19 protein-coding genes are annotated in these 22,081 nt (G+C 36.3%); all 19 read left to right on the top strand.

Annotation, left to right across the window (positions count from 1 at the left end):
• Positions 1-9: 9 nt before the first annotated feature.
• A complete protein-coding gene (gene pseC, locus I6E78_RS17055; RefSeq protein WP_197182980.1) occupies positions 10-1,170 on the top strand; it encodes a UDP-4-amino-4,6-dideoxy-N-acetyl-beta-L-altrosamine transaminase in 1,161 nt (386 codons plus the stop codon).
• Positions 1,171-1,172: 2 nt separating this feature from the next.
• Positions 1,173-1,859: a pseudaminic acid cytidylyltransferase gene (gene pseF / locus I6E78_RS17050; RefSeq protein ID WP_197182979.1), complete on the top strand. Its 687-nt coding sequence runs from the start codon at positions 1,173-1,175 to the stop codon at positions 1,857-1,859.
• Complete coding sequence (pseG, locus tag I6E78_RS17045; protein WP_197182978.1) at positions 1,853-3,376, top strand: UDP-2,4-diacetamido-2,4,6-trideoxy-beta-L-altropyranose hydrolase; 1,524 nt, start codon at positions 1,853-1,855, stop codon at positions 3,374-3,376. The genes pseF and pseG overlap by 7 nt, the downstream gene beginning before the upstream one ends.
• Before the next feature lie 7 nt (positions 3,377-3,383).
• Positions 3,384-4,442, top strand: coding sequence for a pseudaminic acid synthase (pseI, locus tag I6E78_RS17040; RefSeq protein ID WP_197182977.1), 1,059 nt, complete (start codon positions 3,384-3,386; stop codon positions 4,440-4,442).
• Positions 4,442-6,130, top strand: coding sequence for an asparagine synthase-related protein (locus I6E78_RS17035; RefSeq protein ID WP_197182976.1), 1,689 nt, complete (start codon positions 4,442-4,444; stop codon positions 6,128-6,130). The genes pseI and I6E78_RS17035 overlap by 1 nt, the downstream gene beginning before the upstream one ends.
• Positions 6,131-6,140: 10 nt before the next feature.
• Positions 6,141-6,968 carry a hypothetical protein gene (locus I6E78_RS17030; protein ID WP_197182975.1) on the top strand — a complete coding sequence of 276 codons (828 nt, stop codon included), beginning with the start codon at positions 6,141-6,143 and terminating at the stop codon, positions 6,966-6,968.
• Between the two features lie 14 nt (positions 6,969-6,982).
• Entirely contained in the window at positions 6,983-7,654 is a 672-nt protein-coding gene (locus tag I6E78_RS17025; RefSeq protein WP_197182974.1) for an acyltransferase, read from the top strand.
• The gene (locus I6E78_RS17020) at positions 7,647-9,041 is read left to right on the top strand and encodes a hypothetical protein (RefSeq protein ID WP_197182973.1); all 1,395 of its coding nucleotides are present in this window, start codon (positions 7,647-7,649) and stop codon (positions 9,039-9,041) included. Before I6E78_RS17025 ends, I6E78_RS17020 begins: the two co-directional genes overlap by 8 nt.
• The gene (locus I6E78_RS17015; RefSeq protein WP_197182972.1) at positions 9,022-10,377 is read left to right on the top strand and encodes an O-antigen ligase family protein; all 1,356 of its coding nucleotides are present in this window, start codon (positions 9,022-9,024) and stop codon (positions 10,375-10,377) included. The genes I6E78_RS17020 and I6E78_RS17015 overlap by 20 nt, the downstream gene beginning before the upstream one ends.
• A gap of 7 nt (positions 10,378-10,384) precedes the next feature.
• Positions 10,385-11,455: a glycosyltransferase family 4 protein gene (locus tag I6E78_RS17010; RefSeq protein WP_197182971.1), complete on the top strand. Its 1,071-nt coding sequence runs from the start codon at positions 10,385-10,387 to the stop codon at positions 11,453-11,455.
• 135 nt (positions 11,456-11,590) lie between these two features.
• The gene (locus tag I6E78_RS17005; RefSeq protein ID WP_197182970.1) at positions 11,591-13,498 is read left to right on the top strand and encodes an acyltransferase family protein; all 1,908 of its coding nucleotides are present in this window, start codon (positions 11,591-11,593) and stop codon (positions 13,496-13,498) included.
• Positions 13,499-13,562: 64 nt separating this feature from the next.
• Complete coding sequence (locus tag I6E78_RS17000; protein ID WP_197182969.1) at positions 13,563-14,762, top strand: hypothetical protein; 1,200 nt, start codon at positions 13,563-13,565, stop codon at positions 14,760-14,762.
• Positions 14,755-15,789: a DUF1972 domain-containing protein gene (locus I6E78_RS16995; RefSeq protein ID WP_197182968.1), complete on the top strand. Its 1,035-nt coding sequence runs from the start codon at positions 14,755-14,757 to the stop codon at positions 15,787-15,789. Before I6E78_RS17000 ends, I6E78_RS16995 begins: the two co-directional genes overlap by 8 nt.
• 47 nt (positions 15,790-15,836) lie before the next feature.
• Positions 15,837-17,243 carry a mannose-1-phosphate guanylyltransferase/mannose-6-phosphate isomerase gene (locus I6E78_RS16990; RefSeq protein ID WP_197182967.1) on the top strand — a complete coding sequence of 469 codons (1,407 nt, stop codon included), beginning with the start codon at positions 15,837-15,839 and terminating at the stop codon, positions 17,241-17,243.
• Positions 17,244-17,245: 2 nt separating this feature from the next.
• Positions 17,246-18,664 carry a phosphomannomutase CpsG gene (locus I6E78_RS16985; RefSeq protein ID WP_197182966.1) on the top strand — a complete coding sequence of 473 codons (1,419 nt, stop codon included), beginning with the start codon at positions 17,246-17,248 and terminating at the stop codon, positions 18,662-18,664.
• A 38-nt stretch (positions 18,665-18,702) separates the two neighbouring features.
• Entirely contained in the window at positions 18,703-19,581 is an 879-nt protein-coding gene (rfbA, locus tag I6E78_RS16980; RefSeq protein WP_197182965.1) for a glucose-1-phosphate thymidylyltransferase RfbA, read from the top strand.
• Complete coding sequence (gene rfbC, locus I6E78_RS16975) at positions 19,581-20,126, top strand: dTDP-4-dehydrorhamnose 3,5-epimerase (RefSeq protein WP_197182964.1); 546 nt, start codon at positions 19,581-19,583, stop codon at positions 20,124-20,126. The genes rfbA and rfbC overlap by 1 nt, the downstream gene beginning before the upstream one ends.
• Positions 20,127-20,138: 12 nt before the next feature.
• Entirely contained in the window at positions 20,139-21,203 is a 1,065-nt protein-coding gene (rfbB, locus tag I6E78_RS16970; protein WP_197182963.1) for a dTDP-glucose 4,6-dehydratase, read from the top strand.
• A 1-nt stretch (position 21,204) separates the two neighbouring features.
• Positions 21,205-22,068: a dTDP-4-dehydrorhamnose reductase gene (gene rfbD, locus I6E78_RS16965; protein ID WP_197182962.1), complete on the top strand. Its 864-nt coding sequence runs from the start codon at positions 21,205-21,207 to the stop codon at positions 22,066-22,068.
• Positions 22,069-22,081 lie beyond the last annotated feature (13 nt).

The raw sequence follows: 22,081 nt of genomic DNA, 5'->3' as shown, positions 1-22,081 counted from the left end.
GATAATTAAATGATACCGTATGGAAAGCAAGATATAACCCAAGCAGATATTGATGCTGTAGTTAATGTATTAAAGTCAGACTTTTTAACGCAAGGGCCACAGGTCCCGGCGTTTGAGCATGCGCTTATGGATGCAACTAATGCCAATTATGCATTGGCGGTTAATAGTGCAACGTCAGCCTTACATATTGCCTGTTTGGCACTTGGGTTAGGTCAAGGTGACACGTTATGGACAACGCCTATAACATTCGTAGCTTCTGCGAACTGTGGATTATATTGCGGCGCATCAGTGGACTTTGTTGATATAGACCCAGCAACCTATAATCTATGCCCAATTGCATTAAAAGAAAAGCTAATACAGGCTAAACAACAAGGTACTTTACCTAAGGTCTTAGTGGCCGTGCATTTATGTGGCCAGCCGTGTGACATGAAAGTAATCCATGCGTTATCAATAGAATATGGATTTAAAGTCATTGAAGATGCCTCACATGCAATAGGCGGACGTTATTTAGAACAGCCTATTGGCTCATGTGAATACAGTGACATTACCGTATTTAGTTTCCACCCGGTTAAAATTGTTACCACTGCAGAAGGTGGCGCGGCATTAACTAATAGCAAAGACTTTGCTGATAGAATGGCACTTTACCGTAGTCACGGAATTACGCGTGATGAAGCATTAATGGAAAATGCATCGCATGGTGGTTGGTATTATGAGCAAGTGGATTTAGGCTTTAACTACCGCATGACAGAGCTGCAAGCCGCACTGGGTGTTTCGCAAATGAGCCGTTTGAGTGAGTTTGTATTTGCACGCCATGAATTAGCAGTACGTTATTATGACAAGCTTGCTAGTTTACCGATTATACTGCCTTATCAGTTACCTAATACTTATTCTGGCTTACATTTATATGTTATTCGTCTAAACCTAAATGAAATTAGCAGAACGCATAAAGAAGTGTTTGACGAGCTAAGAGAAAACGGTATTGGTGTAAACCTGCATTATATTCCTGTGCACCTACAGCCTTATTACCAAAAAATGGGCTTTAAACAAGGTGACTTTCCAAATGCAGAAAGTTATTACAGCAATGCTATTTCATTACCGATGTTTCATGGTATGACCCATGAGCAGCAAGACGAAGTTATCAGTAAGCTAACACAAATATTAGAAGCCTAATCATGAATATAGCAATCATCCCTGCACGTGGTGGAAGTAAGCGCATACCTCGCAAAAATATCAAAGAGTTTCACGGTAAGCCAATGATTGCTTATTCGATTGAGGCGGCTTTAGACAGCAAGTGTTTTGATAAAGTAATTGTCTCTACAGATGATGCTGAAATAGCAGATATTGCAATACAATATGGAGCAGAAGTACCATTTATGCGCCCTGCTAATATTGCGGATGATTATGCAACTACACTTGATGTAATAAAGCATGCTGTTGAGTATACCGAGTTACAGGAATGGGGTGTTGAAAATGTATGTTGTATATATGCAACCGCTCCTTTTTTAATACCTGAGTTTATCCAGCGCGGATTTATAGAGCTAACATCGAGTAATATAGATTATGCCTTCAGTGCAACAAGTTTTCCTTTTCCAATTCAAAGAGCTTTAAAGCTTAATAGTGCGCACTGTGTTGAAATGTTTCAGCCAGAACATTTAAATACTCGTTCGCAAGATCTCGAAGAAGCATATCATGATGCTGGACAGTTTTATTGGGGCACTGCCAAGGCATTTATAACAAAAAAAGCTATTTTTGGAACAAGGTCAAAGGCAGTTTTGTTACCACGTAAACGCGTTCAAGACATAGATACACCTGAAGATTGGGATTTGGCTGAAGCTTTATACCGAGCGATTGAATGTTAAAGGTTATAATTAGGGCCGATGCCTCTTCCTATATAGGTAGCGGACACATCATGCGTTGCTTAGTGTTGGCTGATGCGCTAAAGCGTTGTGGTCATGACGTTTTATTTGCTACTCGTCCGCAAAACGGTGATTTAGTTGCACTCATAAAGCAGCGTGGCTTTTCTATTTATGCATTGCAGCAGCCTGTGGATTGGTTAGTGCCAAGCACGACTGCTGACTATGCAGCTTGGTTGCAAGTCAGTGAGTATGATGATGCACAAGAGTGCGCAACTGCATTTGATAGCCCGGATTTAGTCATTACAGACCATTATGGTATTGGCGCGCAGTGGCATAAAGTAGTAAAAAAAGCATACAACTGTAAAATTATTGCAATCGACGACCTAGTAAGAGAGCACACTGCAGACTTAGTTATAGATCAAACGTTACTAAGAGAGTCAAGCGAGTATCATTTATTAAATCCTAAGACGACTGCCTTAACAGGTACGCAATACGCTATTGTAAATACTCATTTTTCACATCGTCATTCATTGCAGTTGGCAACTCTAAATACATTGGCGAATACACCGCGCGTATTATTGTCTATGGGAGGCATAGATGCCCCCAATGCAACGTTACACGTGCTTAACGTTTTAAAGAAAAGGGCTAACCCGCCAATAACAACCGTGTTGCTTAGCCCTAGAGCACCTCACTACAAAAGTGTTGCAGAGTTTGCTGCAGAGCATAGTGCGTGGTTGACTCATATTGATTTTGTAGATGACATGGCTGGTCTCATGTGTGAGCATGATATTGCCATAGGTGCGCCAGGCTCAACGTCATGGGAGCGTGCTTGTGTCGGGTTACCGAGTATTGTTATTGCACTTGCTGATAACCAGCAGACTATTTGTAAGAATTTAGAAGCCGTTGGTGCTGCAATTAGCGTTGAGTTAGAGGCGGTTGGTGAAAAGTTAATGAAGGTGTATGAGCAGTTAATTACAGACTATTCAAAAATGCGAAAAATAAACCTGCAGTTATGTGATGGGCAAGGTGTTAAGCGAATAATGAAGCATATTACTCAATTATTTAGCGGTTCACTAACCCTAAGGTTAGCGACACAGCTTGATGTTGAACAGGTGTACGCTTGGCAATGTAAACCCGAAACACGTCGTTATGCACTTAATAAAGACGTTCCGAGTTTGGCTGAGCATCGGGCTTGGATGACTAAAAAGCTAGCAAGTAAAAATGACTACTTTTATGTCATTGAGCTAACCAATAGCACAGATGAAAAAACGACTCCTGTAGGTGTGGTCAGGTTAGATATGACAGCCGTAGACACGTATACCATTTCCATCTTTATAGCACCAGAGCACTTTGGTAAAGGGGTTGCGAAACTCGCTTTAAAACAAGTAGATATATTACATCCTACAAAAGTTATACATGCTGTTGTACTAAAAGAAAATGCAGCATCACAAGCTTTGTTTAGCCGAGCTGGCTACCAACGAATTAATGAAGAGCAATTTACTCGACAACCTGTGGAGTGAGGGATTTATGAATAAATTTATTACTATCGATAACAGAAAAATTGGCCCTGACTATGCGCCGTATATCATTGCTGAAATGTCAGCGAATCATAACGGTGATATCGAAAATGCCTACAAAATAATGGAAATGGCAAAAGAGTGTGGTGCAGATGCAATGAAGCTGCAAACTTATCGCCCTGATACCATAACAATGAAAAGCGATAACCCTGAATTCTTAATTAAAGGTGGGTTGTGGGATGGTAAAACACTGTATGACTTATATGAAGAAGCGCACATGCCGTGGGAATGGCATAAACCTTTATTTGAAAAAGCCAAAGAGTTAGGTATCACTATTTTTAGCTCGCCGTTTGACTTTACTGCCGTTGATTTACTCGAAGAGCTTGATGCTCCTGCGTACAAAATAGCGTCATTTGAAGCCATCGATTTACCATTAATCGAGTATGTTGCGAAGACTGGTAAGCCAATGATTATCTCAACGGGCATGGCAAATGAAGAAGAAATTCGTGAAGCCGTAGAAACGGCTAAAAATGCTGGGTGTAGAGAGTTGGTCGTGCTTCACTGTGTAAGTGGTTACCCCGCACCTGCGAGTGACTATAACTTAAAAACGATTCCAGATATGGCAGAGCGTTTTAATGTACTTACGGGACTTTCTGATCACACTATCGACAATACGACTGCAATCACATCAGTATCACTGGGTGCATGTTTGATAGAGAAGCATGTCACGCTTGATAGAAATGGTGGTGGACCGGATGACAGCTTTTCGTTAGAAGAGCCCGAGTTAAAGCAGCTGTGTCAAGATAGTAAAACAGCATGGGCAGCGACAGGTAAAGTGAACTATGAGCGCAAAGAAAGCGAAAAAGGAAACATGATTTTCAGGCGTTCGCTTTATGTTGTCAAAGATATTGTAGAAGGGGAAGAGTTTACCCATGAGAATGTGCGGAGTATTAGACCTGGTTATGGACTTGCACCAAAATTTTTAAACGATGTACTTTCTCAGTGTGCAGTAGAAAATATATCTAAAGGTACAGCACTTACATTAGAACATTTTAATAAGCAAAACTAATGAAAATAAGAGACTTAATTACAAGTAATCCCGCATTCCGGACTTCAATTCAGGACTTTGAGTTATGTGTATACGGAAAAGTTTTTACTAACCGCTTGGAAAAAGAGGTTTTAGAAGACATTTCTTTATTTATTTCATCACCAGAATCATTTATTAAAGGTGACTTCTGTTTTTCATTAATTCACCATGATCTTGTATACTTGGGAAGTAGTAGGAGTGCAACTCATCCAATTTATTTCAGGAGGTTAGATGATAAATTAATATTTTCATTAAAGTTTAATGATGTTGTTGAATCTTCAAAGCATAATACTCTATCAGAAGAAGCTTCGTATCAGTTTTTGACTTATGAGTATGTGGCTGATCCATTAACTCTTGTCGATAATGTATATAAAGTACCATCAGCAAATGTATTAGTTGTCCAAAGTGATTTATCATTTTCACTAAAAGAGTTTGAACCCCAAATATCCTCTTGTAAAGAAACAGATGAAAGCCTAACTGTTTTTAAAGAATCTGTTTATAATGCGCATGAAAATAGAATCAGTAATACAAGTACAAATACTTTACTTTTAAGTGGCGGGGTTGATTCATGTGTAAGTGCTATTGTTTTAAAAGATGTTGTAAAAAATAGTAATGTAGATTGTTTTACATTTTCAACATTACATGCTGAGCAAGATGAGTTTTCTGAAGCTAAATTTACAGCCGATTATTTAGGTTTAAATGTCGAAAGAGTTATAGTAGATCCAAACCAAGCTGTTGATTTAGAAGAGCTTATTTATAACTCTAACTTTTTTTACCCTGGCGCAATTATGATTTCAGCTATTGCGCAACAGGCTGGTAGTAATACAAACTTTTTTGCCTGTCAAGATACTCGCTTGCATACACCTGCACTAAATCCGCTAGATAAGTTAGTATTTTCTTCATCGACATTTGAGCGTAATATTTTTTCAAAATTAATGAGCCTTTTTTCAAATAATATATCTTCTAATCCGATTGTGAATAAGGTTGTTACGAGAGGTAAGTTTTCCAATGATTTACCTAAGTATATAACTGAACTTTTTTTCCATAAACACGAATTAAATTTAGGCGATTATAAGAAAGACTTGAACTTTTCGACAGCACTAGATACATGTATACAAGATGTCTTTACCGGTTTTAAAGGTAACTCACGTCAGATCTATAATGAAATTGTAAAGCTGGCTTGGCATAGACAGTACTCCGACGATATCCAGTATTTAGTATCGACAACATCTCAGTTTAACTCTAAATGCCAAATGCCATGGTATGACGAAGAACTTGCATTTATTTCTGCGCAACTGCCGATGAGTCAGGCAACTAAATTCGTTAAAGGTCGTGCAGGGCATTCTAAAAAAAGTAAGAAAGTTAACAAATATATATTACGTAAAGCATTTGATGGCCAATTACCTAACGAAATTTTATTTAGGGATAAAGCTGTATGTGTTACTAATCACCTTTTTTTAAAAGGCGTCTACAAGCCCTATATTGAAGGAATGAGAATTAATTCATTACTATTCAATACGCGCGCAGGTCAACAATTATTACTTAAGAACTTATTTGAATCTCATTATAGTAATTATCAAAATTATCAAATTGCTGATTATAATGCTGTTGTTGAGATGCAAAACATAGTTGCACTTGAACTATATTGCAAAGTTTATAACTTAAGTTAAGGGACAAATTATGCAACTTAAAGTTTATTTAGAGCCTTTTACAGAATTACTGTTAACAAAAAGCAAGTTTAAATTTAAAATGATGAGATTTTTTGGTCGTTTTTCATTCATCAGAAAGCTCGGTTTTGATAAAAGCTATTTTGAAAATATATCAAATATAACTTTTTCTGAATTAGAGACAAAACTTTCAGCTAGTAAAATTGTAGATAATATTGAGGTAGACGGTTTTTGTGCTGGTATTCAAGCGAATAAGGAATTATTGACCTATTTGACTGAGATTGCTCAAAGCAATGACTTTATTGATCGGAAAACAGGTAAAGGTGCTCATAGATTTGATCTTAGCAACCTAAAAAATCCAAGTAATGGTTACATTTATAGTTTACTAAACCCTCATCAAACCAATGATAGGCTAATGTCGTTTGCCCTTAATGAAATAAAGCCTATTGCCGATGCTTATTTAGGGACTGATGCAATCATACATAACACTCAAATTTGGATCACTTTTCCTGATGAAGGCAATGCCTATAACCCTGATTTTGGTTTTCACTATGACTTAGACGATTATCGTTTTTTGAAATTATTTATTTATTTGACTGATATAGATGAAAATTCAGGCCCTCATCAAATAATAAAACAAAGTCATAAGTTTAATGGCTTTTATCGTTTCTTTAACCGACGATTACCTGACAATATTCCAAAAAAATATGAGCAAAATGTTCAAACGATGCTAGCTGAAAAAGGTGAAGGTTTTTTTGAAGACACTATGTGTTACCACAAAGGGACACGACCAATTAAACCCAGAGCAATTTTTCAATTACAATTTGCTATTACAAAATAAGTTACTTGTACCTAATGAAAATTTTCCCACTAATTACATTGTTTTTTCCGCCATCTAAACTAAAGAATAGACTGCTAAATTTATTTCCTAATGTATATGTAGATAAATCAGCCTATGTTGGTTTTTCTTATATTCGAGCTAAAAAAATAACAATACAAGCCAATGCTAAAATTAAACATTTTGTTAGAATCAAAGGTGTTCAGGAACTCTTGTTAAAAGAAAAAAGCTATATAGGTAATTTTAACTCATTATATTGCAACGAAGCTTTAGGGGATAAAGGGAACTTTGTTTTGGGGGAAATGAGTGAATTGGTCAGACAAAATGCTTTAGATTTAACCAATGATATTACTATTGGTGATAATGTGGTTATTGGAGGTTTTGGCTCACAATTTTGGACTCATGGTTTTGATGTTTACCGCAATCGAATTGAAGGCGAAATAGTTATTGCCAATAATGTATATATAGGCAGCAGTACTATTTTTAATTTAGGCATAACTATTTGTGATGATGTGATTGTTGGTGCTGGCTCTTTAGTGAGTCGAAATATTAAACAGACCGGCTTCTATGCAGGCTCACCAATTTCGAAGAAGGCCGACTATTGTGAGCTTTCTGCTTCAAACCGCACGAGTTTAAAATGCGAAAAGTTTGGTAGAAAATTTTATGTTAAGGAATTAGGCCTTGAATAAGCAAGTATGTTTTATCAGTAATTTTTATTTAACTGATTTTTACCTTGAAATTGCACGTTATTTAGCAAAAAAAAATATTGATATATATTGGATATGCCCGAATGTAGACGATTATCAGCGTTTAAAAAGTGAATGGGGTACTGCACGAGTACTTTATATCGGACTTACGGCTGTAATAGACGCAGATGTTAAAAAAGAAGATTTCCCTGCTGATTTAGAGTCTATTAAATCTAATGACCTGTTGATCCGTGATCGAATATTAAAGTTTAATGCCGTACAAGGTAGTGCGTATCTTACCAAGCTAAAATACGTGATATATAACTTTTTTCAGTCTAATAATATCACTCATGTTTTTGGTGAACTTACTTGGAGTCATGAGGTTGTTATTAATCGTATCTGTCGTTTTGTTGAGAGTTGTAATACTTCCTCTTATAATCCGCATACCTTAAGAATACCCCAGCAAACGTTTGGTTTTTTTCTAGATGAATTTCAAAGTAATCTGACTAAGCATAAGTCAGAATCTGATATAACAACATCGATCAAAGAGCGTTATGCAGCCTCAATGCTAGACAGCGACAAAGATATACCATTACCTGATTATCTTAAGCTAAATGATAAAATTATTGCAAAAAGCAATAAACTGGTCACCAAAATCACTCGCTTAATTAATGTTTTTTGGGGGCGTGTTGACAATGAAGACCCAACATTGGAAACATCAAAATTTCGCAGGATAACTGCAGGTATCAAAGTGTTTATCAATGCCAAATTTTATAGCATGGTTACTAAAGTATCATTAGAAAGTGTCGAGAAATTGCCTTTTTACCTATACCCTCTTCACAAACAACCTGAAGCATCAATTGATGTGATTGGTAAATATTATGACGATCAGCTTTTAAACATCAGGAATATTGCATCGCAATTAAAAGATGATGAATGTTTACTGGTTAAAGAGCATTCAAATGCCATAGGAGATAGAGGTTACAAGTTTTATAAGCAACTTAATCGCTACCCACGAGTGTTACTAGTTGATGAAAAAGTAAATACTAAAGTCTTGATGGAACTGAGCCTAGGTGTTTTTACGGTATCTGGAACCGCGGCGCTAGAAGCATCTTTAAAAGGTATTAACAGTTATTGTTTTTCAGCTGTTTATTTTAGGCATCTTAAGTTTTGTAACGTAGTAACGTTGAACGATTTTAACGAACAATCAAATTGTTTAAATAGGCAAACCGATGATACAACACGCTTATCCAACGAGCAATTTGTCAATACTATGCTGAAATCTGCCTGTGATGGCATTATTAGTAATCCAAGAAGCGATAGCCGTTGTGTTTCAGCTGATAATATAGTGTCTGTTGCTAGTGAATTTTATGACCTTATCAAACGATAAAGTGAATAATAGGTTGTGGTCAGTATATATATACTTATTTAGCATTTGTTACATTTCCGTATATATAGATTATCAATTAAGTCCTATTTTTGTATGGCCAATACTTTTTATATCATATTACTTGATTATTTTTAAAGGAAGGGTAGAGCCTGTTCTTTTTTTAATTCTAGGTTCAAAATTTATTACTGGTTTTGCTGTGCCAACTAATAATAATGCATTTGTTGTAGTGAATGTTTTAGTTAATTATTTACCCGTTATTATTGTATTGTCCCTACATACGTTAAGGGGACAGCATATAAATGTAATAAAAAAATATAAGTTCACTATATGCTATTTACTCTTAGCACTTGGTTATTCGTTACCATACCCAGAATTAGCACTCCAAATGATGGTAAAAGAGTACATACCCATTCTGTTCTTTCTATTGACTGCAGGGGTGTTCTATAAAAAAATGGATTATTCATTAATTATACCTTTTATTCGGGCGCTTTTAATCTCGAGCCTAGTCGTTTATTTAATACCTGAGCGCTTTGAAACTAATATAGTTTTAAACACTTTACCGCTGTTAAATCGCGTACCCTCGATAGAAACAATAGATTTTATTAGTCTTGACGTATTTAGGAATGCAGGTTTTTTTTGGGATACTCGTATTACGGGAATTATTTGTTACGTATTTATTTATATATGTTTGATTAAAAATGTACGGAATTTTAAATTTAATTTATTTATTGGCACGTTAGTTCTTCTATCAACATTATCAAGAGGGGCTATTGGTGTTGGTGTTCTTCTGCTACTCACTTACGTTTTTATAGGCATCATTAAAGGCCGTTTTTTGAACACTGTACTTTTGGGAGCAATAATTTCTTTTGTTGCTGTGGGCAGTGTGCTGTTTGAGTTTGTTGAGGTAGAAGACCATTTCTTTGATTCATTCTTATTAACCTCTGACAATAATGCGCTATCGCAACGTTCTGGCTTTAGGGAGTATTCATTAGATAACTTTTTTAATCATCCGTTTGGTACGGGAGTTGGTTCTCTTAAGGGAATTGGGCCAGTTAGAGATATAGCAATTAAAGGGGCCCATGTTCATACTGTTGGCGATTCATTTTTATTTTCTAAATTAGGTGAAATGGGCGTGGTAGGGTTTCTTTTATTTGTTTTATCACTAAGTGAAATTATTTTAAGTAGAAACTTGTATTCTTTAATATTTATGTTTGGGGTTTTTATACAATTAACGGGTACTGATCTACCTGATATGAAACAGTTTTATTTTATATTTTTAATATTAATATCAAATTTGAATTTAAAAAAAGATAAGCTTCATGCTAATAAAGTTTAAGGGAAAGATGAAAAAAATTAGAATTCTAGTTGATGGCCATGTACTCGATGGTAAGCATCAAGGAACCAGTTCCTATATCGCAGGTTTATATGCAGAGCTTGCTAAAAAAGAACAATGTGAAATTTTTGTTGCAACAGCAAAGCAAGAAAGTATCGTTAAATACTTTGGCAGTGACTCAAACATTCATTGGGTGCCATTAACTTCTACAAGTAAATATAAGCGCTTAGCGGTTGAGTTTGACCAAATTACTAAAGATATAAAACCAGATTATTCGCACTTTCAATACATCACCCCGTTGAGAAAGCGCAATAAGTGGATTAATACCATTCATGATATTTTGTTTTTAGACTTCCCTGAAGACTTTCCGTTAAGTTATCGTATTAAAAATTATTTATTGTTTAGGTTAGGGGCTATACGCAGTGATGTGTTACTCACAGTATCGCAATACTCAAAACAGCGTATCGGACATCATTTTAAAATTGCTAAAGAAGCTATCCTTGTAACACCCAATGCGATTGACGATATTGTTGCGGTAGAAGACAGCCCAATTAAACAATTAGAAAATAAAAAGTATTTTGTATATGTCAGCAGGTTTGAACCGAGGAAAAACCAACATAAATTGATTGAAGCTTTTTATCAAGCCAATTTAGGTGATGACATTAAATTAGTATTAGTTGGCGCACCTGCATTGACATATCCTGAACTTGACGCGCAATTAAAAAGTAACTGTAATAATCAATTACTGCATTTGCAAGGCATCGAAAAATCGGAACTGGTTTGGTTGTACAAAAATGCAGTGGCGGCGTTTTATCCATCAAAATGCGAGGGGTTTGGTATTCCACCCCTAGAAGCTGTTGCGCTTGGTTGTCCTTCGTATTGTGCCGATAATACCGCGTTGTCTGAATTAAAACAGTATGTCTCAGGAACCTTTGATAACGAGGTCAAAGCAATGTCTCAGTTAATGGAAAAAGTATTCTCTGAAATGGATAGTTTGGTAAAGCCTAACGCAGTTTTAAATTATTTTAATTGGAGCAATAGTGCTGATATATTGCTCGAGAAATTGCTAAAGGAAAATTAAAGTGGAATTAATTAACGGTTGGCATACATCTCTGATGGCTAGTATTTATATCGTATAGTCTTTGCTTTTTAATTGTAATTAGTCGCATTTATTTGTGATGTTTTGTATTAATATTTTGATAGGTTTAAAAATAAAATGGGATTTAGGTTAGATATAAATGGACTGAGAGCCATTGCTGTCATCGCAGTAGTTTTATTTCACTTTAATGAAAGTTGGTTACCAGGTGGTTATGCTGGCGTTGATGTTTTTTTCGTGATCTCAGGCTATTTAATGACCGGAATTGTTTTTAGCCGTTTACAAAAAAACAACTTATCCCTGATTGGGTTTTATGCTGCAAGAGCAAGGAGAATACTGCCAACACTTTCTATTTTATGCTTAGTACTACTTTTGTTAGCTTGGTTTTTTTTAAGTCCTCCAGATTATGAAACACTTGGTTTGCATGTTGCAAGCAGTGCCACATTTATTTCTAATGTGATCTTTTGGCGAGAATCTGGCTATTTTGATGCGGCAGCTCATGAAAAATGGCTATTACATACTTGGTCACTATCAGTCGAGTGGCAATTTTATATGCTCTATCCCATTATTTTACTTTTGTTCAGCAAAATTTTCAACTTAAAACAAATAAGTAGAATCGTTGCGGTAGGAACATTGTTGGGTTTTGTATTTTGTGTTTTTGCTAGCTACTATTGGCCAAATCCGTCGTTTTATTTATTACCCACTCGAGCTTGGGAAATGTTATTAGGGGGACTGGCTTTTCTATATCCCTTAAGTACTACTGATAGTAGAAAGAGCATTTTGGCTTGGTGTGGCTTTATTTTAATTATACTAAGTTACTTATTAATAGCGGACGGTGTAACTTGGCCAGGCTACTTAGCTCTATTTCCAGTGGCTGGTGCATTTTTAATCATTGTAGCGAATAAGCAGGATTTTATTGTAACTAATAATCTGCCATTTCAGTATATCGGCAAGGCATCATATTCAATTTACCTTTGGCATTGGCCAATTGTTGTATTTATTAATTATACGGGTGGATCTGGGAGTATATCTTTTGCACTCATTGGGATTGTTACTTCAATAGCTGTTGGTTTTATCAGTTACTATCTGATTGAAAACAACCTAAGTAAACTTAATTCTAAATATGTCAATAGAATCGTTTTTGTGCTGTTCAGTATTGTACTCAGCTCCTCTTTATTTATTAATGCCAATAAAGGTATCACTAATCGAGTTGATGATTCATATTTTCAGTTGATGGATAAATTGGTGATGCCCACGAGAGACAATGGCTATTGTTTCTATAGTTTTTTAATAAGCGAAGAAGTAGTAGGTGAAACAGAAGGTACTTCTTGTTTACTTGGTAATAAAAAAGCTAGTGCTAATACTATTTTGTTCGGTGATTCTTTTGGTGGGCATTATGAACCTTTTTGGGATGTTATTTTTTCTAAAAATAATTTATCAATAAAATCAATTACCACAAATTGGTGTTTCCCTTCATTGGAAAAATCATTTCCTGGCCCAGTTAATCATCCTGCGTATCATCAGTGTCAGATTAATAGAGCATATGTTGCCAGCAACATGGCTAGCTATAAAAATATTATCCTAGCGGGGTCATGGCGAAATATTTATGAAGAAGGATATACAAACGAAGTAATTGAATTTGCAAATTATTCAGTAGCTCAAGGGGCCAATGTTTTTATCATGGCCAGTCCAACAAGTTATGACACAAATGTACTCAAGCGGTTTTCTAATTCTTTATTTAACGAACAATTTGCATTTGATTTATCTCAGATGCCTAAATCTAAAGATATCTTAACCAGAGAAGTAAATTTTTTGCTAGCTGATTATGCCACTAGAACAAATCATGTATATTTTATCAAAAGACAGGAAATGTTTGAATCATCGGATTCTTTTGCTTTAAACGGAATGACAATACCTTACAGTCTTGATGGCGGGCATATTTCTCTTGAGGGTGCAAAGCAGGCGGCTAAATTATTTATGAGTAATAATACGGATGTATACCTTCAACTGCTGAAAGAAACGAAATAGAAGTGGCTGTTATTTATATGTATGAAGTGCTATATGCCTTTGATGATTTATAGAGTGAACTGTATTGAAAAAATTATTTAATTATTCATTTTTTTTATTTTTAGACAAAGGTTTAGCCTTTATTCTACCTTTGAGTATTTTGTATTTAACGAAAGATGAAGGCTTGTATGTAAATCTAGAAGCAGCATTGGCGTTTTCGATAATTTTGATCCCACTGCTTGATATGGGCATTAAGTATTATGTAGGTTATATGTATACCCGTAAAGGCAATGATTGCTTTGAGCAATTTGACTTGTTGTCCTTACAGCTATTAATTGTAAGTTTGATCATTGCTGTTCCTCTCTATTTTTACAGTGATTTTCTCTTTATTTATGTTATGGCTATTCTGCGTACATTGCATATTAACTTGTTCCAATATGTACAAATTAAAGGGCGACTAACTGAGAAGCTAATAACGCCGCTAATTATCAGTATTATCGCATCCGTTATTTCTATACTCTTAGCGATTGGTTTATTTTATCTTGGTGTTTCCAATAATACTGTTTTACTAGGTTATTTTATATTACCGCCCAGCATATTTTTGCTTTATCATTTAAGCCAATATAAACCTGCTAGCAGTAAACTACTGAGAGTCAATTTTCGCGACCCGTTTTATTACTCGATGCTAAAATTTTCAATTCCTGTAATCATGAATAGTTTATTGGTTGTAGGATTTGCTAATTTAACTAAAATTTATGTGCTTAACTCATTTGGCCAAACAGAAATGGTAAAGTATTCGTTTGATTTTAGAGTTGCTATGGGCATACAACTTATTCATATGGCGATAGTTGGTTATTTAACGAAATTTTTTTTAATATCACATGATTTCGTAAAAATGATCAAAATTTATTTTTATTATATTGGCTCGTTAGTTGGTTGTGCAGTATTAACGTTAATATTAATTCATTTCTTTGGCGCATTAATAGATCCTAAACTACTTGTTGTTGACTCGTTAATATTAATTATTTTCGGTTATGTTATTTTATGGTGTTTCTCTGCTTTTTTTGATGTGCTTTATATGAGAATGAATAAGACCTCTTTAGTGTTAATTAACTCTACTGTGTTTTTTAGTAGTTATGTTCTCTTTTATTTTTTTCATGGTATTGCAAGCTCGGTTGATGCGGCATTAGGGTTGTTATGTTCTGCTGGAATGATGCTAGCATCTAACATTTTTTTAATTTTTTATAATTTTAAGTATTTAAAGGTAAGCGAAGTAAATGATTAGTATTATTGGAACAGTAGGTGTTCCTGCTTGTTATGGCGGTTTTGAAACGTTAGTTGAAAATTTACTAGACGAAAATGATACGCATTATGACATCACTGTATATTGTTCATCTAAGAGTTACTCTGAACAGCCTTACAAATATAAAAATGCTGTTTTGAAATATATTCCACTAAATGCAAATGGCGCTCAAAGCGTATTTTATGATATATGGTCTTTATTTCATGCAGTATATAAACGCACCGACACTATTTTACTTTTAGGTGTTTCCGGTGCTATTTGCCTTCCTTTTATACGACTTTTTAGTAAAGCAAAGATAGTGACTAATATCGATGGTTTGGAATGGCGTAGAGATAAGTGGGGGAAATTAGCTAAAAAGTTTTTAAAGTTTTCTGAAAAAATTGCCGTAAAGTATTCCGACGTAGTTGTGGCTGACAATAAAGGCATAGCAGATTATGTGCTTGAAGAATATGACCTGGAAGCTGAAGTTATTGCTTATGGTGGTGATCATGCTGTAATTGACTCTTTATCACCTTCTGATGATGGTTATGCTTTGGCGTTATGTCGTATAGAACCTGAAAATAATGTAGAAATGATTCTAGAGAGTTTTAGCAAAACCAATAAGAGGCTTAAATTTATTGGTAATTGGGATAACAGCGAATTTGGTTGTCGTATGAAAGCTACATATGAAGGATATGAAAATATTGAAATAATGGCACCTGTGTATGAACTTAGCGTGTTATTTTTAATTCGACAGAAGTGTTCTTTTTATGTACATGGTCATTCAGCTGGAGGAACGAACCCTTCATTAGTTGAAATGATGCACTTTAATAAAAATATTTTAGCTTTCGACTGTAATTATAATAGAGCTTCTACAGAAGACCGTGCTGAATATTTTGTAAATTCTAATGAGTTAGTTAACCATATAGAAAATGCGTCAATATTGAATAATTCGGATAAAATGACGGAGATTGCTAAGCGTTGCTACACATGGAAAGTCGTTAAACAGCAATATTTTGATTTGTTTTAAACTTTCTTTTTATTAACACTTATACATTTTTTTATTAGTAGGCCTTTATGATATTACCTATAATTATGGCTGGCGGATCTGGTTCGCGTTTATGGCCTTTATCTCGTCAACAATTTCCTAAGCAGTTTTTAACCTTACATGGTGAAAGCTCAATGTTGCAAGCAACAGCTTTAAGGTTGTCTGGTCTAGATCACCAAGCTCCTATGGTTATTTGCAATGAAGAGCATCGCTTTGCTGTCGCAGAACAATTCAGAGCTAATAAAATAGCTAATAGCGGTATTATTCTAGAACCCGTTGGTCGTAATACGGCCCCTGCAATTGCACTAGCAGCATTTAAAGCATTACAAGAAGGCAGTGATCCGATGCTGTTAGTATTAGCTGCTGATCATGTAATTCAAGACGAAGTATCATTTTGCCAATCGGTTAATTTGGCTAGTGAACATGCCAACACAGGAAAATTAGTGACCTTTGGTATTGTTCCAACAGCGCCAGAAACCGGTTATGGTTATATTAAGCGCGGTGAGTTGATAAATGATACCGGGTTTACTGTTGCAGACTTTGTTGAGAAACCCGATTTAGCTACGGCGGAAAACTATCTTGAAAGTGGAAATTATTACTGGAATAGCGGTATGTTTTTATTTAAAGCGAGCCGTTATCTAGATGAGTTAAAATCACATCAGCCTGATATTTATCACGCTTGTGAGAGAGCTATGGCCGATATTCAATCTGATGTTGATTTTGTTCGGGTAAATAAAGCAGCGTTTGAACTTTGTCCTGACGACTCTATCGATTATGCAGTGATGGAGAAAACCGCTCAAGCGGTGGTTGTACCTATGGATTGTGGTTGGAGTGATGTAGGTAGCTGGTCGGCACTTTGGGAAATAGAAAATAAAGATGCAAGTGGCAATGTATGTAGAGGCGATGTAATCAGTATTGATACTTCTAATTCATATATTAACGCTCAAGAAAAATTAGTGGCTGTTATAGGCTTAGCTGACGTAGTTGTGGTTGAAACTAAAGATGCTATTTTAGTGTCGAAAAAGTCGGATGTGCAAAAGGTAAAAGATATTGTTAACCAGCTAAAAACCGAAGATAGAAGCGAATTCAAGTCTCACCGTGAAGTCTATCGCCCTTGGGGGAAATACGACTCTGTTGATAGTGGTGAGCGTTTTCAAGTTAAGCGCATCACGGTAAAACCTGGCGCTAAGTTATCAGTACAAATGCATCATCACCGTGCAGAGCATTGGGTGGTTGTTTCAGGTACAGCAAAAGTGACCAATGGCGATAAAACTATTTTATTAACTGAAAACCAGTCCACTTATATTCCTATTGGTGTAATACATGCACTAGAAAACCCAGGGAAAGTAGAGTTAGAGTTAATTGAAGTTCAGTCTGGTTCTTATTTGGGGGAGGACGATATTGTTCGCTTCGAAGATAAGTACGGGAGAGCTTAACAATGCCAGCAACTATAAGCAGTAGTAAAGCTAAGCTTACTTGTTTCAAAGCTTATGATATTCGAGGGCAATTGGGCGAAGAATTAAATAATGATATCGCCTATCGTATTGGCCGCGCTTATGGTGAGTTTTTGCATAGCGATGAAAGTAAAGCCAAAACGGTCGTCGTTGGTGGTGATATTCGTTTAACTTCAGAAGAGCTAAAACTTGCCTTAGCTGATGGTCTGATGGATGCAGGTGTAAATGTTATTGATTTAGGGATGACAGGTACCGAAGAAATTTACTTTGCTACATCGCATTTGAGTGTTGATGGCGGTGTTGAAGTTACCGCTAGCCACAATCCTATGGATTATAATGGTATGAAGTTGGTGAAGAACGAATCAAAACCAATTAGCGGTGATAGCGGCTTATTTGATATTCAAACACTTGCTGAAACTCAAGCTTTTACTGAAAAAGCATTATTAAGGGGCACTTACAAATTAAGTTCTACTCTCGATGCTTATGTGCAACATTTATTAACTTACATTAATGTAAATAATATTAAGCCTTTAAAGTTAGTGGTTAATTCAGGTAACGGAGCTGCTGGGCATGTTATTGATGCCCTTGAAGCACAATTTACTAAGCTGAATGTTCCTGTTGAGTTTATTAAGGTTAATCATGAGGCTGATGGTCATTTTCCTAATGGTATTCCTAATCCGCTGTTAACTGAAAGTAGACAAGATACGATAGATGCAGTATTAGCAAACAATGCGGATATGGGCATAGCATGGGATGGTGACTTTGACCGTTGTTTCTTGTTTGATGAAAAAGGCCAATTTGTAGAAGGTTACTACATTGTAGGTTTATTAGCTGAAGCATTTTTGCAAAAAAATGCCGGAGCTAAAATTATTCATGATCCTCGTTTAACCTGGAATACCATTGATGTAGTTAACGCAGCGGGAGGTAAACCTGTAGTATGCAAAACAGGACATGCTTTTATAAAAGAGCGTATGCGTAGCGAAGATGCTGTTTACGGTGGTGAAATGTCTGCCCATCATTATTTTCGTGATTTTATGTATTGTGATTCAGGAATGATCCCTTGGTTGTTAGTTGCTGAGTTGCTCTGTGTTAAAAAATTAAAGTTGTCAGATGCAGTTTCACGACGAATTGCCGCTTATCCATCTTCTGGTGAGATTAATTCTAAACTAGAAAATCCTCAATTAGCGATTACACGGGTGTTAGAAAAATATCAAGCTGATGCTGTGTTGGTTGATCATACTGATGGTATATCACTTGAGTTTAGCGATGCTAACGGGGAGTGGCGTTTTAATTTGCGTAGTTCAAATACTGAGCCTGTCGTTAGATTAAATGTTGAATCTAAAATGAACATATCTTTAATGAAAACTAAAACTGATGAGATACTTGCAATACTGAATGCATAGTATTTCATAGATATAAATTATTAAAAAGGTCGTTTTGAATGAGAAAAGGAATTATTTTAGCCGGTGGAAGCGGTACCCGTTTATACCCATTAACAAAAGTAGTAAGTAAGCAGTTGATGCCAGTTTACGATAAACCAATGGTTTATTATCCACTTGCAACATTAATGCAGACAGGTATCAGGGAGATACTTATTATATCTACCCCAGAAGAAATTCATCGTTTTGAAAACTTACTTGGTAATGGCGAAAACTTTGGTATATCTATTTCTTATAAAGTACAACCTAGCCCAGACGGTTTAGCACAAGCATTTATACTGGCAGAAGAGTTTTTAAATGGCGCCCCTGCAGCATTAATACTCGGTGATAACATGTTTTATGGTCATGATTTAGTGAAGTCACTAAAGGCAGCAAATGCACAACAAAGTGGTGGTACGGTTTTCGGTTATCATGTTGCAAACCCTAATGCCTATGGTGTAGTTGAATTTGATGATTCAGGCACTGCTATATCTATCGAAGAAAAGCCAGTTGAACCAAAATCTAATTATGCTGTGCCAGGTTTATACTTTTTTGACTCACGTGTGGTTGAATTTGCTAAAAATGTTAAACCATCCCCTCGTGGTGAGTTAGAAATAACAGATGTTATTGACCAATATTTGCAAGCCGGAGAATTAAAAGTTGAAATAATGGGCCGTGGTACCGCGTGGCTTGATACAGGTACACATGATGATTTACTCGCAGCAGCGCAATTTATTGCCACTATTGATAAGCGCCAAGGCTTAAAAGTCAACTGCCCTGAAGAGGTTGCTTACCGTAATGGCTGGTTGAGTGAGGCGAAGCTGCGTGAAATAGCGCAACCTTTACTCAAAAGTGGTTATGGTGAATACTTGATCAAATTAATTGAAGAGCGAGTTTTTTAATGCGCTATATTGATACAGCTATCCCTGACGTAAAAACTATTGAACCAAAAGTATTTGGTGATGAGCGCGGTTTTTTTATGGAAACCTTTCGTGATGATTGGTTTCGTGAACATGTTGCTGATGTAACCTTTGTGCAAGATAACCACAGTAAATCAGGCCAGGGTATTTTACGCGGACTGCATTACCAAACCCAACAAACACAAGGCAAGCTTGTGCGTGTAATAGCCGGTGAAGTTTACGATGTTGCGGTTGATATGCGTAAAGACAGTCCTACTTTTGGTCAGCATGTTGGTGTATTACTCAGTGATGATAATAAGCGTCAACTTTGGGTGCCAGCAGGCTTTGCTCATGGTTTTTATGTGACCAGTGACAGTGCTGAATTTGTGTATAAGTGCACAGACTATTATGCACCACAGTTTGAGCAAAGCGTGTTGTGGAATGACCCTGCATTAAATATTCAGTGGCCTCTTGTTGACGGTAAATTACCGTTATTATCAGCGAAAGATAAAGCTGGTTTATTACATGCCGATGCACCCGCTTTTTAAGAGAGTAAAATAATGAGTAAAACAATATTTTTAACAGGTGGAGCAGGGTTTATTGGCTCGGCCTTAGTGCGTTTTCTAATTAATGAAACAGAGCACACCGTGGTTAATTTTGATAAATTGACCTATGCAGGCAACCAGGAGTCATTGCGTTCAGTTGAAAATTCAGCTCGTTATCATTTTATACAAGGCGATATTTGCGACCGTGAGGCGGTATCAGCTGTATTCGCTCAGTATCAGCCTGATTTTATTATGCACTTAGCGGCAGAGAGCCATGTTGACCGCTCAATTGATGGCCCCGGTGAATTTATTCAAACAAACGTGGTAGGTACATACGAATTATTAGAGGCCGCACGTTGTTATTATGCAACCCTTGCTGATGATAAAAAAGTAGGCTTTCGCTTCCATCATATTTCAACCGATGAAGTGTATGGTGACTTAGGCGAAACTGGGTTGTTTACTGAAGAAACACCGTACGAGCCAAGTTCTCCTTATTCAGCCTCAAAAGCGGCATCAGACCATCTAGTGCGTGCATGGCATCGTACTTATCAATTGCCAGTGGTCTTAACTAACTGCTCAAATAATTATGGGCCGTATCATTTCCCTGAAAAACTTATTCCACTTATTATTTTAAATGCTCTTGAAGGTAAACAGTTGCCTGTTTATGGCGATGGTAAACAAGTACGTGACTGGTTATTTGTAGAAGACCACGCACGTGCACTGTACAAAGTAGTAAGTGAAGGTAAATTAGGTGATACTTACAATATTGGTGGCTTTAACGAAAAGCAAAATATTGAAGTGGTGACCACGATTTGTAATCACCTAAATGACCTCATTAAAGATAAACCAGCCAACCTTACTGATTTTAAAGAGCTGATTACCTATGTAACTGATCGCCCAGGTCACGACGTACGCTATGCTATTGATGCGACTAAAATCAATAAAGAACTAGGCTGGCACCCAGAAGAGACTTTTGAATCAGGTATTTTAAAAACCATTCAATGGTATTTAGATAATCAAGCATGGTGTAAAAACGTGCAAGATGGCAGTTACCAACGTGAACGCTTAGGCAGTCATTAATATGAATGTACTAATCATTGGTAAAAATGGTCAAGTAGCGTGGGAGTTACAGCAAACCTGCCCAAGCCATATTACAGCATATGCTTACGGACGTAATGAGATAAACATTACGGATACGCAAAGTATTGAGCAAGTTATTACAAAATTAAACCCAGCAGTCATTATTAATGCGTCAGCCTATACCGCTGTTGATAAAGCTGAGTCTGAGCAAGAAGAAGCGTACCTAATTAATGCAACCGCGGTTGAGCTCTTAGCCAAAGCAGCGACTAAACATGGCCTTCGTTTATTACACATTTCGACAGACTTTGTATTTGATGGCACAAAGAATACGCCTTACAAAGTGAATGATAAAACAAACCCAGTCAATGTGTATGGTGCATCTAAATTAGCGGGCGAGCAGGCTATTAAAGCTTATTGCACAGTTGGCTCAGCAATTGTACGTACATCGTGGGTGTATTCGAGCCATGGTAATAACTTTGTAAAAACTATGTTGCGTTTAATGGCCGAAAAAGAACAGCTGAGTGTGGTGAGCGACCAAATAGGCTGCCCAACACATGCAAAGGGGCTGGCTGAGTTCTTATGGCAACTAGCAGAGCAAGAAACGTTAGATCCTATTTATCATTATAGTGATTTAGGTGTGGCAAGCTGGTACGACTTTGCGGTAGCGATTCAGGAAATCGCTTATGAGCAAGCTAAACTTACAAAAAAAATACCTGTAAAGCCAATCCCAAGCCGTGATTATCCAACGCCGGCAGTTCGTCCTAAATACAATGTTATGGATAAAGCCTGTAAAGTAAACACTTTACCAGAACAGAACTTAATACATTGGCGAGAACAGTTGAGAAATATGATGTTAGCTCTATAGTTTGAGTTTATTT

The sequence above is a fragment of the Pseudoalteromonas sp. NZS127 genome, from assembly GCF_015864805.1.
GTDB lineage: Bacteria > Pseudomonadota > Gammaproteobacteria > Enterobacterales > Alteromonadaceae > Pseudoalteromonas > Pseudoalteromonas nigrifaciens.
The sequence above is the reverse complement of the archived record's forward strand: the minus strand, read 5'-3'. Positions and strand labels throughout refer to the sequence as shown.